General features: G+C 62.4%; 14 protein-coding genes. 3 read left to right on the forward strand and 11 right to left on the reverse strand.

Annotated features, from left to right (window positions below):
* Window positions 1-66 precede the first annotated feature (66 nt).
* Window positions 67-1,020, reverse strand: a complete 954-nt coding sequence (locus Pan216_RS00625) for a C-terminal binding protein (RefSeq protein WP_145253388.1) — start codon at window positions 1,018-1,020, stop codon at window positions 67-69.
* Between the two features lie 156 nt (window positions 1,021-1,176).
* On the opposite strand from Pan216_RS00625, the gene Pan216_RS00630 reads away from it, so the two are divergent.
* Entirely contained in the window at window positions 1,177-3,108 is a 1,932-nt protein-coding gene (locus tag Pan216_RS00630; RefSeq protein ID WP_145253390.1) for a preprotein translocase subunit SecA, read from the forward strand.
* A gap of 777 nt (window positions 3,109-3,885) precedes the next feature.
* Here the strand turns inward: Pan216_RS00630 and Pan216_RS00635 are convergent.
* Entirely contained in the window at window positions 3,886-4,131 is a 246-nt protein-coding gene (locus tag Pan216_RS00635; protein ID WP_145253392.1) for a hypothetical protein, read from the reverse strand.
* Window positions 4,132-4,286: 155 nt separating this feature from the next.
* Complete coding sequence (locus Pan216_RS00640) at window positions 4,287-5,273, reverse strand: NHL repeat-containing protein (RefSeq protein ID WP_145253393.1); 987 nt, start codon at window positions 5,271-5,273, stop codon at window positions 4,287-4,289.
* On the opposite strand from Pan216_RS00640, the gene Pan216_RS00645 reads away from it, so the two are divergent.
* Window positions 5,272-5,577: a Rieske (2Fe-2S) protein gene (locus tag Pan216_RS00645; protein WP_145253395.1), complete on the forward strand. Its 306-nt coding sequence runs from the start codon at window positions 5,272-5,274 to the stop codon at window positions 5,575-5,577. The two genes, Pan216_RS00640 and Pan216_RS00645, sit on opposite strands and share 2 nt — an antisense overlap.
* Before the next feature lie 165 nt (window positions 5,578-5,742).
* Here Pan216_RS00645 and pgsW read toward each other — a convergent pair whose 3' ends face one another.
* The 3 genes from pgsW to pgsB are packed head-to-tail and all read right to left on the reverse strand — an operon-like array spanning window position 5,743 to window position 8,548.
* Complete coding sequence (gene pgsW, locus Pan216_RS00650) at window positions 5,743-6,888, reverse strand: poly-gamma-glutamate system protein (RefSeq protein WP_145253397.1); 1,146 nt, start codon at window positions 6,886-6,888, stop codon at window positions 5,743-5,745.
* Window positions 6,885-7,346: a poly-gamma-glutamate biosynthesis protein PgsC gene (pgsC, locus tag Pan216_RS00655; protein ID WP_419193111.1), complete on the reverse strand. Its 462-nt coding sequence runs from the start codon at window positions 7,344-7,346 to the stop codon at window positions 6,885-6,887. The genes pgsW and pgsC overlap by 4 nt, the downstream gene beginning before the upstream one ends.
* Complete coding sequence (gene pgsB, locus Pan216_RS00660) at window positions 7,343-8,548, reverse strand: poly-gamma-glutamate synthase PgsB (RefSeq protein ID WP_145253399.1); 1,206 nt, start codon at window positions 8,546-8,548, stop codon at window positions 7,343-7,345. Before pgsB ends, pgsC begins: the two co-directional genes overlap by 4 nt.
* Window positions 8,549-8,779: 231 nt before the next feature.
* Between pgsB and Pan216_RS00665 the strand changes: the two genes are divergently transcribed.
* Complete coding sequence (locus tag Pan216_RS00665) at window positions 8,780-9,292, forward strand: hypothetical protein (RefSeq protein WP_145253401.1); 513 nt, start codon at window positions 8,780-8,782, stop codon at window positions 9,290-9,292.
* A gap of 66 nt (window positions 9,293-9,358) precedes the next feature.
* Here Pan216_RS00665 and Pan216_RS00670 read toward each other — a convergent pair whose 3' ends face one another.
* The 5 genes from Pan216_RS00670 to Pan216_RS00690 form a co-directional block, all read right to left on the reverse strand.
* Window positions 9,359-9,718, reverse strand: a complete 360-nt coding sequence (locus Pan216_RS00670) for an exodeoxyribonuclease VII small subunit (RefSeq protein ID WP_145253403.1) — start codon at window positions 9,716-9,718, stop codon at window positions 9,359-9,361.
* The gene (gene xseA / locus Pan216_RS00675) at window positions 9,705-10,964 is read right to left on the reverse strand and encodes an exodeoxyribonuclease VII large subunit (protein ID WP_145253405.1); all 1,260 of its coding nucleotides are present in this window, start codon (window positions 10,962-10,964) and stop codon (window positions 9,705-9,707) included. The genes Pan216_RS00670 and xseA overlap by 14 nt, the downstream gene beginning before the upstream one ends.
* Window positions 10,961-11,785 carry a TIGR00282 family metallophosphoesterase gene (locus Pan216_RS00680; RefSeq protein WP_419193112.1) on the reverse strand — a complete coding sequence of 275 codons (825 nt, stop codon included), beginning with the start codon at window positions 11,783-11,785 and terminating at the stop codon, window positions 10,961-10,963. Before Pan216_RS00680 ends, xseA begins: the two co-directional genes overlap by 4 nt.
* A 14-nt stretch (window positions 11,786-11,799) precedes the next feature.
* Complete coding sequence (gene rny, locus Pan216_RS00685) at window positions 11,800-13,365, reverse strand: ribonuclease Y (protein ID WP_419193113.1); 1,566 nt, start codon at window positions 13,363-13,365, stop codon at window positions 11,800-11,802.
* 881 nt (window positions 13,366-14,246) lie between these two features.
* A complete protein-coding gene (locus Pan216_RS00690) occupies window positions 14,247-15,203 on the reverse strand; it encodes a DUF1559 domain-containing protein (RefSeq protein ID WP_419193114.1) in 957 nt (318 codons plus the stop codon).
* Window positions 15,204-15,218: the final 15 nt, after the last annotated feature.

A 15,218-nucleotide genomic window follows, 5' to 3' on the forward strand; every position in this document is an offset into this window, starting at 1 on the left:
TCCCGATCGTTCCTCGGAGCGATCGGAGCGATGACTCTCTTCAAGGGATGAGGTTCTCTCATCCCTTTAATCGTAGATCACATCATTGACGACGTTCAGCGGACGACGCCCAGCCAGGGCATCGATGACTTGGCACGTCGACGTGTTGCGCAAGTCCGCCAACGACTCCTCGGACGTGAATGCGGCATGAGGAGTGACGATCACCCGAGGATGCTTGAGGTGCGGTTCCTCCATCGTCGGTGGTTCGGGATCGTGTACGTCGAGCCCCGCCCCACCCACATGGCCCGATTCGATCGCGTCCAAGAGCGCCGCGTGATCGACCAGCCCGCCGCGTGAGGTATTGATCAAAAACGAGCCTTGCTTCATCTTCCCGAGTGTCTCGGCGGCGAAGAGATGGTGCGTCTGCTCCGTCAATGGAGCGTGAATTGACACAAAATCAGACGTCGCCAGTAGTTGATCGAACGGCACTCCCTTGACCGGGAGGTTACCCTTGTAGGGGGAACGGGTGTGAACGAGCACCTTCATCCCGATTCCCAATGCACGTTCGGCCAACGATTGACCGATGCGGCCGAATCCGACGATACCCAGCACCCGACCCTTGATCCGACGCATGCTGGGACCGTTGGAGAGGGAGTAGATGCCCTGCTTGGCTTCGCGGTCGAAGAACGCGACGTTGCGGGCAAAGGAGAGCAACAGGGCCAACGCGTGCTCGGCCACTTCCTCGACGCAGTAGGTGGGGACATTGGTGACGGGGATCTTCTTCGCCGTGCAGTGAGCGACGTCGATGTTGTCGAGACCAATGCCGAGACGGGCGACCACCTTGCAGTCGGGGACCGCGTCGATCACGCTCGCGGGGATCTGCGCCCAACAGGTCATGATGGCGTCGACGGTGGCGGCGAGCGACTTGAAGGTCTCTTCACGCTGATCGGGAGCGACAACCAATTCGTGGCCGGCCTTGGCGAGCAGTTCGTTTTCGATGTCAAGATCGGACCACTGATAGTCGGCCAGTAGTACACGCATGGTCGCGTTCTCCGGATGATAAACGGCGCTAGAATCGTCGCCGAAGCCCTCTGCCCGATTTAAGGAATGCACCGATAAGGGCAAGGTCGTACAACGGATCTTGAGACAGCGGCAACGCTCGGCTTGTCCGTGGCGCAGAGCAATGGAACCAATCTTATGCCACTCGACCTGGACGATGAATACGTCTACCGGTCCTATCTCTCGACCTTTCGCAACGTCTCCGCGTGGCAATCGGTCAAGATGGCGCAGTACCGCCGGCAAGTCGCGGAAGTCCTTGACGCGACCGAGAATCTGGCCAACGTCTCCGATGCCGAACTCCAGCGTCTGGCCGCTGGCTACCATCAAGAGGCGGTCAACGGTCGCGCCCTCGATTCCCTACTCGTGCCCGTCTACGCGTTGGTTCGCGAGACCTCCTGGCGTCTGCTTCGCATGAAGCACTTCCCGGTCCAGGTCCTAGGAGGCATCGCGCTGCACCACGGCCATGTGATCGAAGCTTCCACGGGAGAGGGTAAGACGCTCCTGGCCACCCTTCCCTCGTTTCTCAACGCGCTGACCGATCGCGGGGTCCATGTCGTCACCGTCAACGACTACCTCGCCAAACGTGATGCCGAGGAGATGGGACGCATCCACCGCTTCCTCGGGCTCACCGTCGGCTGCATCATCACCGACACCAAGCCCCAGGAACGGCAACTCGCCTACCGCGCGTCGATCACCTACGCGACCAATAAGGACCTCGGCTTCGACTTCCTCCGCGACCAGTTGCGCGGCAAGTCGAACAACTGGTTCTCATTCGGCAAGCGACTCGACGACCTCCGCGTCCAGAAGGTCCAGCGCCCTGACTTCCACTACTGTATCATCGACGAAGCCGACAGTATCCTCATCGATGAAGCCCGCACCCCGCTGATCATCGCCAACGCGCCGCCGGTCGACGAGGAAACCGCCGAGGAGTTTATGGCCGCCGACGCGGTCGCCGCCGAGTTGGTCGAGGACATCGACTACACGTTCGATCGCAAGGAAAAGAAGATCGAATGGCTCCGCGCCGGGGAGCAACGACTCACCCGACTGCTCGGCGGTAAACGAAGCAAGAGTGGACACCGCATCGACTGGCACGAGTCGACCTTGCGGGCCCTCAAGGCTCGCGTCATCTTCCACCGCGATGTCGACTACGTCGTCGAGAACGGCGAGGTCGTCATCGTCGACGAAAACACCGGCCGCAAGATGCCGGGGCGCCAGTGGGAGGAAGGCCTCCACCAAGCCGTCTCCGCCAAGGAGAAACTCGAGATCAAGGGCGAAACCGAGACCCTCGCCCGCACGACCTACCAGATCTTCTTCAACCGCTACGAGAAGCTCGCGGGGATGAGCGGCACCGTCATGACCGACGCTCTTGAAGTAGCCCAAGTCTACGACTTGCCCGCGCTCAAGGTACCGACCAACAAGCCCTGTATCCGCGCCCAACTGCCCGACATGGTCTTCGGCAGCGAGAAGGCGAAGTTCGCGGCGATCACCCAGTCGACCAAGGAGATGGTCGAAAAGGGACGCGCCGTGCTCATCGGTACGCGCTCCATCGAAAAGAGCGAATTGCTCAGCCGCTTCTTCCACGATGCCGGCATCGAGCACGTCATCCTCAATGCCCGGTTCGAGGAGCAGGAAGCGGCGATCGTCTCCCAAGCCGGTCAGCCCAAACGCGTCACCGTCGCGACGAACATGGCCGGCCGCGGGACCGACATCAAGCTCCACCCCGACGTCGCCGCCGCTGGGGGACTTCACGTCATCGGCACCGAACGCCACGAGAGCCGCCGTGTCGACAATCAGCTCGTCGGCCGCGCCGGCCGGCAAGGCGATCCGGGGAGTGCCCAGTTCTTCGTGTCGATCGAAGACCCGCTTATCCGCCGCTTTCGTCCCGGTGCCTCGCGCCGTCTCACCGACCGCTACAGCGAACAAGAGACCCCCATCGCCGGCGGAGGCATCCGCCGCTTCTTCGTCCGCGTTCAACTCTCCATCGAACGCATGCACCGAAAGATTCGCTACCAGCTCATCAAGTACGACCGCGAACGCGTGAAGTACAATCGCCAACTCGGCACCGAGTAGTCCCACCGTTGGATCAGGGTTGTTTCGTGCCATGGGTGTCATGCCCAGGCTTGCGTGGGCATGCAGAGAGACCTACACGCTTGCGTGGGCATGCGGGGAGACCTACACGCTTGCGTGGGTATACGGGAAAGTCATGGCAGTCGGACGATCGCTCGACGACTTCGTCACCGAGAAAACATCCACGACCTCAGTTCGACCACCTCGGCCGAGGCCTCTTGCGGCTGCGCCGCCCCGGTAGCGAAGCAACCGGGGGTAACCATCAAATCCTGGATGCCCGCGCTTGCGTGGGCATACGGGGAAGTCATGGCAGTCGGACGATCGCTCGACGACTTCGTCACCGAGAACACATCCTCCACCACAGTTCGACCACCTCATCCGAGGCCTCTTGCGGCTGCGCCGCCCCGGTAGCGAAGCAACCGGGGGGTAACCATCAAACCTTGGATGCCCATCAAACCCTGGATGCCCGCGCTTGCGTGGGCATCCAGAGAGACCTACACGCTTGCGCGGGCATACGGGGAAGTCATGGCAGTCGGACGATCGCTCGACGACTTCGTCATCGAGAACACATCCTCGACCACAGTTCGACCACCTCGGCCGAGGCCTCTTGCGGCTGCGCCGCCCCGGTAGCGAAGCAACCGGGGGTAACCATCAAATCCTGGATGCCCATCAAACCCTGGATGCCCATCAAACCTTGGATGCCCATCAAACCTTGGATGCCCGCGCTTGCGTGGGCATGCGGGGAAGTCATGGCAGTCGGACGATCGCTCGACGACTTCGTCACCGAGAACACATCCTCGACCACAGTTCGACCACCTCGGCCGAGGCCTCTTGCGGCTGCGCCGCCCCGGTAGCGAAGCAACCGGGGGTAACCATCAAACCTTGGATGCCCATCAAACCTTGGATGCCCATCAAACCCTGGATGCCCATCAAACCCTGGATGCCCATCAAACCCTGGATGCCCGCGCTTGCGTGGGCATAGGGGGAAGTCATGGCAGTCGAACGATCGCTCGACGACTTCGTCACCGAGAACACATCCTCGACCACAGTTCGACCACCTCGGCCGAGGCCTCTTGCGGCTGCGCCGCCCCGGTAGCGAAGCAACCGGGGGTAACCATCAGATGGTGGCGGAGCAAACAGACGGAGGTCGGGTGGCAACGATCTTGGGGTGCCATCCATCATCAGAAGACGACCCGCTGCACTCTGTTGTTGTTGCTGTCGACGACGTGAACCCGTCCTTGATGATCGACGGCGAGCGCCCAAGGGTTCCAAAGCTCGCCGGGTTGCCGTCCCGCTTTGCCCCAGGTGCCGAGCGACTCCCCTTCGGGCGAAAACCGCTGAACGCGATGGTTGCCGTACTCGCAGACGTAGATCGTGCCGTCCGGCGCGACCGAGACGTCGTAGGGGTAGTAGAGTTGCCCCAAGTCCGACCCCTGCTCGCCAATCACACGCAAGAGTTCGCCCTCGGGAGTGAACACCTGAATGCGGTGGTTGCAGGCATCGGCGACGTAAATCCGGTCCTGCTCGTCGACGTCCAGCGCCCGAACGCGTTGGAACTGCCCCTCCGCGGCTCCCCGACCGCCCCACTCACCGAGAATCTCCCCTTCCGGCGAAAGCTTGGTGATGCGTTCCTGCTGGATCGCCTCGGCGACGTAGAGGTTGCCCTGGGAATCGGTGGCGATGTCGCCGATGTAGCCGAATCGCCCGACCAGCGGCCCCTCCCCTTCCTCGCCCGCGAGGACGCTCACGAGTTCCCCTTTAGGGTCGTATTCGAGAATCCGATGATAGTGCGAGTCGGCGACGAGAAGATGGCCGTCGCGATTGAACGCCAGACCGCTGGGCCGTCCGAGTTCGTGGGTCGGCGTCGTCCAATGTTGCAGGAGTTCTCCCTCGGGCGTGAAGACTTGGATCATGGCTCGCATGTCGACGATGTGGAGTTCATCCTCGTCGTTGATCGCGATCGCCCTCGGCTTGGCGAACGTGCCGGGAATGAGTCCGCGCTCCCCCCAGACCTGCTCGAGCCGACCGGCGTTCTGGGCGTCCGAACAACCCGTCCACGCGATGACGATGCCGACGGCGAGGAGGCGAAGCCGTTGATAGGATAGACCTATCGAGTCCGGCGAGGTGGCCGGCCGACGGGAAGCGAAAATCGCGGGAAGCAACGCCATGCCTGAGTTTGTTCGTGTCATGCGGGTGGAAGAATTGCCCCTGGGCGAAGTCCGGATGGCCGAAGCGGACCGAACAAAGGTTGCCCTTTGCAATTATGACGGAACGATCCACGCACTCTCAAACTTTTGCCCACATTTGACCGGCAATTTGGGAGAGGGAACCCTCGAGGAGGATTTGCTCGTCTGTCCCGAGCATGGCTGGCGATTTAAAGTGACGACCGGCCGCTGCGTCACGATTCGCGGCCAGTCCGCCCATACGTTTCCCGTCGAGATTCGCGACGGATGGATCTTCGTCGGCGTGTAGGCGAGCCCTCTTGGCGGACCAAGGCTCACCCTACGATCCAATCCTTGCCAGTGGTGGGTCAAGACCCACCCTACTCGGAAGACCGTAGGTAAGGCCATTGCCTGACACAAATGACTGTCGGCACCCATGGTGGGTCAAGACCTGCCCTACGAGGCCTGCCCCCGATCAGATCATCGGTTCGGGAGAAGACATCTCCTTCTTGCGTGACGAGGTCGTGAGGATGCGGAAGCCGAGATCCGACAGCACGAAGACGTAGAGGCTAAAGAAGATCGCGGCCAGCACCGCCAACGCGAAGAGCTTGCTCGGCTCGCGGCGCACGTAAACGCCGCCCTCGCCCGGCTCGGGAAGTTGCGTCGGAATGGGAGGAAGCCCATAGTCCTCGGCGATGTCCATCACGCTCGACATGTGGACGATCGGTATCCCGTTGCGGGCGAACCGGCTCATCACCGAGTCAATCGAGAGGGCGTGATGGCTCGCCCCCATGTTGAGGCCGGGGCGAAACGCCTTCTTTCCGGCCGAACGACCGACTGACACCGTGCCGCCACCGACGTTGATGTAGGCCGCGATGTTGTCCTCGCCGCTTCGCTCGCGGTAGATGTTCATCCGCGAGTCGAGACTCTCGGTAAACGAGTTCGGCTCGATGAGGGGGATCTGGTTCTCGAGGATGTGGTTCTTAAGGATCTTCGCGCCCCCCTCGGAAAGTCCGCCCCCCTCGTCATCCATCCCACCCAGCGACGCGGCCGCCGAGCGGAAGGGCATGATCTCGCGTTCGTAGAGGACGCGTTCCATCTCGAGCCAAATGAAGTCGTTCATGTTGGCGCCGAACTGCGACGCGGAAGCGCTCGAGATGATCACCGGCTGGAGGTTCAGCGTCTTCAGCGCCGCCAAGACACAGGTGTTCAATGCCGGGAAGGACCCCGAGAAGCCGACTGCGACGAAGTCCCCTTCGCGAACACCCGCCCGGGTGAGCATGTCGACGACCACCGCGGCGAAGTTCGGATTGATGCTCGTCTGTTTCGAGGGGAGATGCCCGGGCACGGAGGTGACGTCGCTCATCGCTTCGCCGATCATGCCGCTGCGCGAGGGGTCGATCGACGGGTCGATGGAGAATCCGCGCCGCAGTCGCTCCTGCTTGATCGCGTCCATCGCGTCGCGCGCCAGTTCGGCGGCGGCGATCTTTTTGTCGAAGTACGGCGTCTTGACGGTGGTCTCGAACGAACGGACCGCGAGGAGTCCGCCCAGCGAGAAGATGCAGATCAAGACGAGGACCGACTGCGAGACGGCCCGCGGACGCCAGTAGAGCCTTCTCATCCCGTGAACTCCGGCCCGAGGCAAATGATGAGGATCAAGTGGACGACGACCGCCGCGATCAAGAGCGTGCTGAGCGTTTCGACCAGCCCCTGGCGGTCGATCCAGATCGCGATGAGCCCCGGAATGATGAACCCGATCGCCTCGTAGGCCGGTTCGCCCGGCGGGGAGAACGACACTGTCGGAATCATGCTCACCAGGATGCCGATCACGTAGCCGAAGAGGATCATCAACACCGTGCGGCGTCTGCCGTAGATGATCATCGTCGACGACAGGGCGTGGACGATGACATACGTCGCGACCGAGGCGAGGATCGTCAGCAGGATGTCCCCCGGTCGCGTCAGGAAGAGCGCGAAGTAGCCGGGGACGACCATGCCGCCGGCCGCGAGACCGAACAGCTCCGAGAAGAGTAGACTGACCACCAGCCCAACGCCGATGGACAACGCCAACATGTCGATCATGTCGAGGCACTCGCCTCCTGATAAGTGCTGCGATTGCGGAAGAAGCGGACCAAGGGAAGGCCCGGCCCCCCGATGTTTCCCATCCCCATCACCAAACACGACTTGCCGCCAAGATCGAGGATCGACTCAAAGATCTCCTCGACGCGCCGATCCTCGGCGAAGATGACCCGCAGGGGATCGAGTCCCGCTTCGGTCGCGAACTTGGCGAAGATGTACGTTCCCGTCCCGATCAGGACGTAGTGGTCCGCGGGCGTCCACGTCACACACGCCCGTGCCAACTGCAGCGAACGGTCGGGACGATCGGCTCGGCAGTTGAACACGGCCACGCGTTTGGAGACTCCTGGATGCTTCTGGAGGGCCATGTCCCAGATGCGTTCGGTCGATTCCGGATCATTGGCCGCGAAGCCGTTGACGAAGATGACCGAGCGGCCGAAGAAATCGAGCTGGTGCGTCGTCATCGCTCCCGGATCGGGCGATGCCTCCCACATGCCCCGCAGCGCGGTCGCGCGGTCGACGCCCAAGTCCTCGCAGACGCGAAGCGCGAGCGCGACGTTCTCGGCATGCTCGGTGTAGACAAACCCGCCAAGATCCTCCTCGGTGATGCCCGCGACCTCCTCGGCGGTAATCGGAATCAACTGCGTGCCCCGATCATCCGAGGCCATTTGGAAGATGTCGAGATGACGCCGCTCAGCGGTAAAGAGCTTGCCGCGTCGGGGGACCATGCCCGCGAGCGCCTTGGCGACGTCGGTCTCGTCCGGGCCCATGACATCGAGGTGGTCGGCGCGGGCGTTGGTGATCACTCCATGCGTCCCACGTACCAAGTGCAACTCACTGAGCCACTGCAGAAAAGGAATCAGCGCCATGCACTCGATGACCATCGCCTCGGCCTTGATCTCGCGGGCGTTGTCGATGATGCGGACTTGTTCGATCACGTTGGCCCGAGAAGGCCGGTAGATTGGGTATTCTTTTCCGTCGGGCATGATCATCCGCGGCAGCGTACCTGTCGTCTTGGCGCAGGTGCGAATCCCACCCGCCCGCAGCCCCGCCGCGATCAGCCGCGTCACGCTCGACTTGCCCCGTGTTCCGTTGACGTGGATCCGGAAGGGAATTCGCAAGAGCGAGCGTAGATGCAAGAGGGCTTCGGCGATTCCCCAACCGGTGACGAGCAACGTCAAACCGAGGACAATGGCGATGCGATCCATGCTGGGGCATACCCCTTGAGAAAACCTGACCAACGCGTTTGGACGCGATGCTGAATATCCCTCCAGGTCCCCAAAATCAAGGATCGCTGAAGGAATCGTTCGGACATTGAGAAGATCGCCCGGAACGCAAAACGCTAAATTGGTTCATCCGCTTCGCCGAAAAAGTGTACATATTCCGCCCGACCAATGACACCGGGTGTGGATGAAATCGACTAGTGCGGGAGCCACCACATGGGCAGTCCAAGTTCCAAATCGATCGTGATCGGCTTCTTGACGGTGCGACCCGTCGACGAAACGGCCCTGCGAGGAGGTTACTTGCTCACGACGGAATTCGGCCGGCCCCTGGAGTTCCACTATACCTCGGAACTGCGCGTCAGCCATCAACAACGGCTGCTCTACGGCCCCTCGTTCGACTCTTACATCCAAGCGGAAGTGATCGCCAAACCGATGACCAACCGGCAGTCGACCGCGCCTCGCATCATCGTCGTCAACCGCATGCCATTACTCGACTTGCGACGACACATCCCCGCTCCCGTCTCCTGCCTGCTCGAGACCCAAGCGAAACCCGAGGAGCCCGATTCGCGGCCCTTTCGGATCGAAGTCCACGACGAATACCCTTACGATCGCGCGGCTTTCGACAAGATCCAAAAGCTGGCCGCGGAGGGTTTCGACTGGCTCGAACCCTTTGAACGCATCGAGCAGGCTCTCGCCGAGATCCGCGAGCCGGGCGCGATCGCGGCCTAGCCCGGCCTAGGCAATCGTCCCGCGAACGACGGCGAGGGATGTATGGGCATTCGACGGGGCGCCCCGTCAGAAGAGCCTCTCCGACTCGTCGACAGCGTCGTCATCTTCGGGGCTTTTCTCCACAGCAGGCTTCTTTTTCCGCGCCCGTTTCGGCTTGGCTTTCGCCTGGCCCTCGAAAGTCGCTTCGTGCTCGAAGTCTCGGAGCCGCGCGGTTCCATGCTCGTCGATATCGACCAACTCGCGAATCCGGCCCTCGGCGGTATCGAGCGACGCCCGACAATAGCGAAGCAGCCGCACCCCTTCCTCGAACCCTTCGAGGCTCTCGTCCAGACTCCCCTCGCCCCGCTCCAGACGTTGGACGATCCCTTCGAGCGACCGTAGGGCCTCTTCGAAGTTCGCGGGGGGCGTCGATTCATTCGTGCTCATGATCGGTCTCTACCTGTTTCACGGTGCTCTTGAGAACGCCATCGGCGACGCGGACGTCGATCTCCTCTCCCACGGCCACCTCCTTGACGCTCTTGATCAGGGTGCCGTCCGTCGTTCGACTGGCCAGCGAGTAACCTCGGGCGAGGACGCCGAGCGGGCTGAGGGCGTCGAGGGCTTGCCCCCACCGAGCGAGCTGTTGCTTGGCATCCTCACAGCGATACAAGATGCCGCGTGCGAGAGCGGCCTCCGCATCGTCGACGTCCCGAGCCCGCGATTCGAGGATGCTGAGCGGTCGTGACAACGCCGCCGAGGCTCCCAGTCGGGCGACGCGCTCGCGGCTGAGTTCGAGTCGTCGCCGCAGGGCTCCGAGTAGGCGATCTTGCTGCGCCGCGAGCCCGACGCGAAACGCCGCCGCGTCGGGAAAGACCCTTTCGGCCGCCTCGCTCGGGGTCAATGCCCGCAGATCCGCCACCATGTCCGCGATGGTGACGTCGATCTCATGCCCGATCCCGGTCACCGTCGGGACCGGCGAAGCCGCGATCGCACGGACAACCGACTCGGTGTTGAAGGCCCAAAGATCCTCCAAACTCCCCCCACCTCGAATCAAGATGACGAGATCGACGTCGAGTCGGGCCACGTCGGCCAGCGCCCGGATGATCTCCTCGGGCGCCCGCTCTCCTTGGACCGCGACGGGAAGGACGACGATTTCCGCCCCCTGCCACCGTCGACCGGTGACCTCCAGAAAGTCGCGGATCGCGGCCCCACGCGAACTCGTCACGAGCGCGATTCGCTTCGGAAATGTCGGAATTGGACGCTTTTTGGTTGGATCGAAGAGCCCTTCGGACGCTAAACGGTCGCGAAGTTGACGAAAAGCGAGCTCCAGCGGGCCGATTCCCTTCGGAAGCAACCGATGGATCCGCAGTTGGTACTGTCCGCGAGCCGCGTAGACGTCGATCGAGCCAAAGGCGAGGACCGCCATCCCGTCGGCGAGGTCGAACTGCAACTTGGACGACTCTCCTCGCCACATGACGGCCCGAAGCTGAGCCTGCTCATCCTTGAGCGTCATGTAGAGATGCCCCGAACCGGCTCGGTGGAAGTTGGAGACTTCGCCCTCGATCCACAACTCCGCGAAGGTCGCTTGGAGTTGCTGGCGAATGACGTAGGTGAGCTCGCTGACCGTCAGGACCTCGGCCGGGACAGGTGAGGACGAAGCGCCCGGCGCGAGAGGCGGCACCTCTCCGCTCATGAACCCGCACCCTCCGCGGAGGCTTCGAGTTCGGCCACCGCCACTTCGCTCAAGTGAATCAACTCGATCGAACGGGCCCGGCCGGAATCGCCATTGATGTCGATCAGGGCGCCGCTGAGACGAGGATCGCCGTTGGCGACATCGAAGTAGGAGGGTTCGAAGGTAAACGAGGTCTTGACGACGCGGTCGTGCCGGCGACCGATGATGCTCTCGTAAGGCCCCGTCATTCCCAAGTCGGTCAAGTAAGCCGTTCCTGGAGGAAAGACCGTGGCGTCGGCCGTGGGGACATGCGTATGGGTTCCGACAACGGCGCTGACGCGCCCGGCGAGGTGACGGCCCACCGTCTGCTTCTCGCTGGTCGCCTCGGCGTGGATGTCGACGAGCACGACCCGAACGTCATCGGAAAGCTGAGCGAGAACCCGATCGGCCGCGTGCAATGGGCAATCGCACGCCTTCATGAAGAGCCGCCCCGTCAAGCTGATCACCGCCACGCGAACGCCGTCGCGACTCTTGACGACGAGATGGTCGGGCCCCGGCGCCTCCTCAGGATAGTTCGCGGGGCGGCAGATCGGCTTCTCGTCGCGAAAGAGCGTGTGAATGTCGCGGTTCTTGTAGATGTGATCGCCCATCGTAAAGGCGTCGGCACCCGCTTGAGCGATCTCCTTGTAGCCGCTGAGATTGATCCCCGACCCGCCACAGGCGTTCTCGGCGTTGACCACCACCAGATCGAGATCGTACTTGGCACGGAGGAGGGGAATCGCCCGGGCTGCCATGCGTCGCCCCGGCTTGCCGACGACGTCCCCCACCATCAAGACTCTCAACGCGGTCCTCCTTGCTAGCGGGCGTACTCGACGGCGCGAGTTTCCCGCACCACGGTGACCTTGATCTCGCCTGGGTAAGTGAGTCGCTTCTCGATGGCCTGGGCGATATCGCGGCAGGCCTTGGCGGCGTGCTTGTCACTTAGCTTCTGCGAATTGACGATGACGCGAATCTCGCGGCCCGCCTGAATGGCGTACGCGGCTTCAACCCCATTCTGCTCCGTCGCGACCGCTTCGAGCTCCTCCAAGCGTTTGACGTACTTCTCAAGCGTTTCGCGACGAGCCCCGGGACGAGAGGCGCTGATGGCGTCCGCCGCGGCCACGAGCACGGTGTAGATCATGTCGACCCGAACATCGTCGTGATGACCGCCGATCGCGTGCAGGACGATTTCGTTCTCGCCGCAGCGTCGGGCGATGTCGGCGCCGATCTGGGGGTGGCCGCCCTCCATCTCGTGATCGACCGCCTTGCCGACGTCGTGCAGGAGGCCGCAACGCCGCGCCAAGTCGGCGTCGAGCCCCAACTCGTCGGCGATCAGGCCGCAAAGCAACGCGACCTCGACGGAGTGATTGAGGACGTTCTGGCTGTAGCTGGTGCGAAACTTCAGCTTGCCCAAGAGCCGAATGAGCTTCTCGTGGAGGTTGGGCACTTCCGCCTCTTGGGCGGCCTTTTTGCCGAGGTCGAGGATGTGATTCTCCATGTCGTCCTTGACCTCCGTCACCACCTCCTCGATGCGGGTGGGATGGATACGACCGTCGGCGATCAGACGCTGGAGCGCCAGCTTGCCGATCTCGCGTCGGACGCTGTCGAAGGTGCTGACCACGACGATGCCGGGGGTGTCGTCGACAATCACGTCAACGCCGCTGGCCTTCTCGAAGGCCCGGATGTTCCGTCCTTCGCGGCCAATGATTCGACCCTTCATGTCGTCGCTGGGAATATCGATCGTTGCGACGGTCGTCTCGGCGGTATACTCCGGCGCGTAGCGCTGAATCGCGTTGGCGAGGATCTCCTTCGACTTCTGCTCGCAGTCGCGGCGAAGCTGCTCCTCGAACCGCATGACCCGTTCGCCGATCTCCTCGCTGAAGTCGTTCTCGAGCCGCTCAAGCAGGAGCTTCTCCGCCTGCGGCTTGGTCATCCCGGTGATTTTCTGGAGGACATCGCGCTGCTCGGCGAGCAGAACATCGAGACGTTGCTTGCGCTTTTCGCACTGCTCAACCGAGTCGGCGGCCTTTCGCTGGGCCGCTTCGAGGGTGCGTTCCCGCTTGGTGATCGCCTCGAGCTTGCGTTCGATCTCCAATTCGCGATTCTCGACGTCCCGCTCGACGGCGCGCAGCTCCTTGCGCATTTCGTCGAGTTCCCCCAGGAGGGCTTCTCGTTCGCGCAGCGCCAATTCGCGGGCATCAAGCTGCGACTGTTTGCGGGTACTTTCTGCCTCGCGGCGGGATTCCTCGACGATCATGTCGGCTTCGCGCGTCGCCGCCGAAACGCGAAATCGGTCATTGTAGATCAATAACCCGAGGACAAAAATTGCGCCCACGCACGCCGTCGCGACGGCGGACAAGAGCGAGACGATATCGAGCTCCACCTTTTTCCACCCCATCAAGGCGGGACGCAGGCTCGATCATCGCGGCGAGGAAGAACGTCGACGTTGGGAGGATCGAAAGAGCTTCCGACCTATTCGCAAAGTCTTGACCGGACGGATCGCTGCCGGCGCCATCCGTGCTCGGCACGGCGACTCCCACGCGTTCCCCAGGTCTGCCCACTTGTTCGGCCACCCATCCCATCGACCGAGCCTCGCGCGACGGGAATCGCGATGGGCTTGAGTGTCCAGGTGTACCGCGACGTTTCGCGAGGCCGCTGACCAAGATCGGTCAACCGGGCGGTCAGCATGATACCAGCGAAAGCCGTCAGCAAGCCAAGAACGATCGAGAGAAGGATCACGGCCACTCCAAGATGACGACGTAAAATTCCTTTAGAACCGCAACGAACCAGGCGGGATCGCGAGCGACCCTCGCCTTCGAGCGCGTCCAGACGTGACGCCTCTACTTGTCCGTTGACCTCATTCATCCCCTCGCGCCCCACTCATCGACGAAGATGAGAGAAGCTGCGCGGCGAAGGCCAACCCCCGAGGCGCCGATTGTTCCAATTGGGAAATCGTACCACGATGGTCACGACGTTCCAAACCAATTGTAGCGAACCACGCCCTCCCGCGTCACTCGGCCCGTCGTTAGATTCCCCCCTCCTTGGCTAACCGACGATCTTCACCAGCTCTCGTCCGCCCGTCTCCCCCGGTTCGGCCAACCGGAGCAGAGACTCCTCCCCAGGTGCCCCCACGCTTGCGTGACCACCAGGATCACGCTCGCGTGGGCATGTAAGGGAAGGCCTCGTTCAACTGCACCATCCTCGAACCACCAAGAGGGGTGTCAGGGAAAAGGTTCGTCCGAGCCGTCATCCAGGGAATCGGCCTTACAGCCCTTCGGTGATGTTGCCGTCGTTTCGCTCCCCCAACCACCGGAAGGTCGAGTAGTCGACGTTCTCGTTGAGGAAGAAGACCGAACCGTCGCCCATCAGGAAGTGAACGCCACCGGGATGCTTCGACGAGAAATTGACGATATGTGTCGTCTGACTCGGCGTGTGATGCATCGCCATCATGCTCATCATCGCGGGCTGCCCGACGTGGCCAAGGACCAGCGAGGCCGGTCCCTCGGTCATCGAGGGCATCATCATCATGCCCGCCGAACGATCGACGCCGGGCACGGCCGCATACCAGGTCGAATCGGACTCGACGACGGTACCACCGGTGCCGGATCGCCGTTCGTGGGAGCGTTCGCCCAGAGCCAGCGTCCGCGTCGTTCCGTCACTGATGTCGTTCAAGCGAACGCTGCTGTTGCGGTAGAACATGCCGGCGCCATTGGGATTGCCCGGATTCATCGTCGCGCTGCCGTATCCGATGACCCCGACGTAGTTGGCGCTGCCCAGCGTGTGGTCGTTGCTGCCGTCGTTGACGGTAAACGTCTTCTCGGCCCCGTCGGAGGGACACAGAAAGCTATTGAAGGCTTGGGCCGACGACGTCGTGTTGACGGCGCTGGTGGCATCGGCCTCGAAGTCGATCTGGTTGTAGATCGCCTCTTGGTCGGTATAGGGCAACAGCATCGAGCCCCACGCGAAGCCCGGCCCGGTCTCCGCGCCCGAGTTGTCCGCCGAGGAGACTCCGCGAGCGATGTATCCCGGCGGGAAGACCAAGTGCGACTCGTGGTAGTTGTGAAGAGCGATTCCGAGCTGCTTGAGATTGTTCTTACACTGCGCACGGCGTGCCGCTTCGCGAGCCTGTTGGACCGCCGGCAGCAGCATCGCCACCAGCACACCGATAATCGCGATCACGACAAGCAGTTCAATGAGGGTAAATCCGCGTTTGATGCGCATCGCATCCATCCTCCA

It is taken from the genome of Kolteria novifilia, from assembly GCA_007748055.1.
Classification (GTDB): Bacteria; Planctomycetota; Planctomycetia; order Kolteriales; family Kolteriaceae; genus Kolteria; species Kolteria novifilia.

What these genes read in the sequence shown, in the direction of transcription:
- Pan216_RS00625 (WP_145253388.1), bottom strand. Translation starts at nt 1,020, where the DNA reads ATGCGTGTACTACTGGCCGACTATCAGTGGTCCGATCTTGACATCGAA.
- Pan216_RS00630 (WP_145253390.1), top strand. Translation starts at nt 1,177, where the DNA reads ATGCCACTCGACCTGGACGATGAATACGTCTACCGGTCCTATCTCTCG.
- Pan216_RS00645 (WP_145253395.1), top strand. Translation starts at nt 5,272, where the DNA reads ATGCCTGAGTTTGTTCGTGTCATGCGGGTGGAAGAATTGCCCCTGGGC.
- Pan216_RS00640 (WP_145253393.1), bottom strand. Translation starts at nt 5,273, where the DNA reads ATGGCGTTGCTTCCCGCGATTTTCGCTTCCCGTCGGCCGGCCACCTCG.
- pgsW (WP_145253397.1), bottom strand. Translation starts at nt 6,888, where the DNA reads ATGAGAAGGCTCTACTGGCGTCCGCGGGCCGTCTCGCAGTCGGTCCTC.
- pgsC (WP_419193111.1), bottom strand. Translation starts at nt 7,346, where the DNA reads ATGATCGACATGTTGGCGTTGTCCATCGGCGTTGGGCTGGTGGTCAGT.
- pgsB (WP_145253399.1), bottom strand. Translation starts at nt 8,548, where the DNA reads ATGGATCGCATCGCCATTGTCCTCGGTTTGACGTTGCTCGTCACCGGT.
- Pan216_RS00665 (WP_145253401.1), top strand. Translation starts at nt 8,780, where the DNA reads ATGGGCAGTCCAAGTTCCAAATCGATCGTGATCGGCTTCTTGACGGTG.
- Pan216_RS00670 (WP_145253403.1), bottom strand. Translation starts at nt 9,718, where the DNA reads ATGAGCACGAATGAATCGACGCCCCCCGCGAACTTCGAAGAGGCCCTA.
- xseA (WP_145253405.1), bottom strand. Translation starts at nt 10,964, where the DNA reads ATGAGCGGAGAGGTGCCGCCTCTCGCGCCGGGCGCTTCGTCCTCACCT.
- Pan216_RS00690 (WP_419193114.1), bottom strand. Translation starts at nt 15,203, where the DNA reads ATGCGCATCAAACGCGGATTTACCCTCATTGAACTGCTTGTCGTGATC.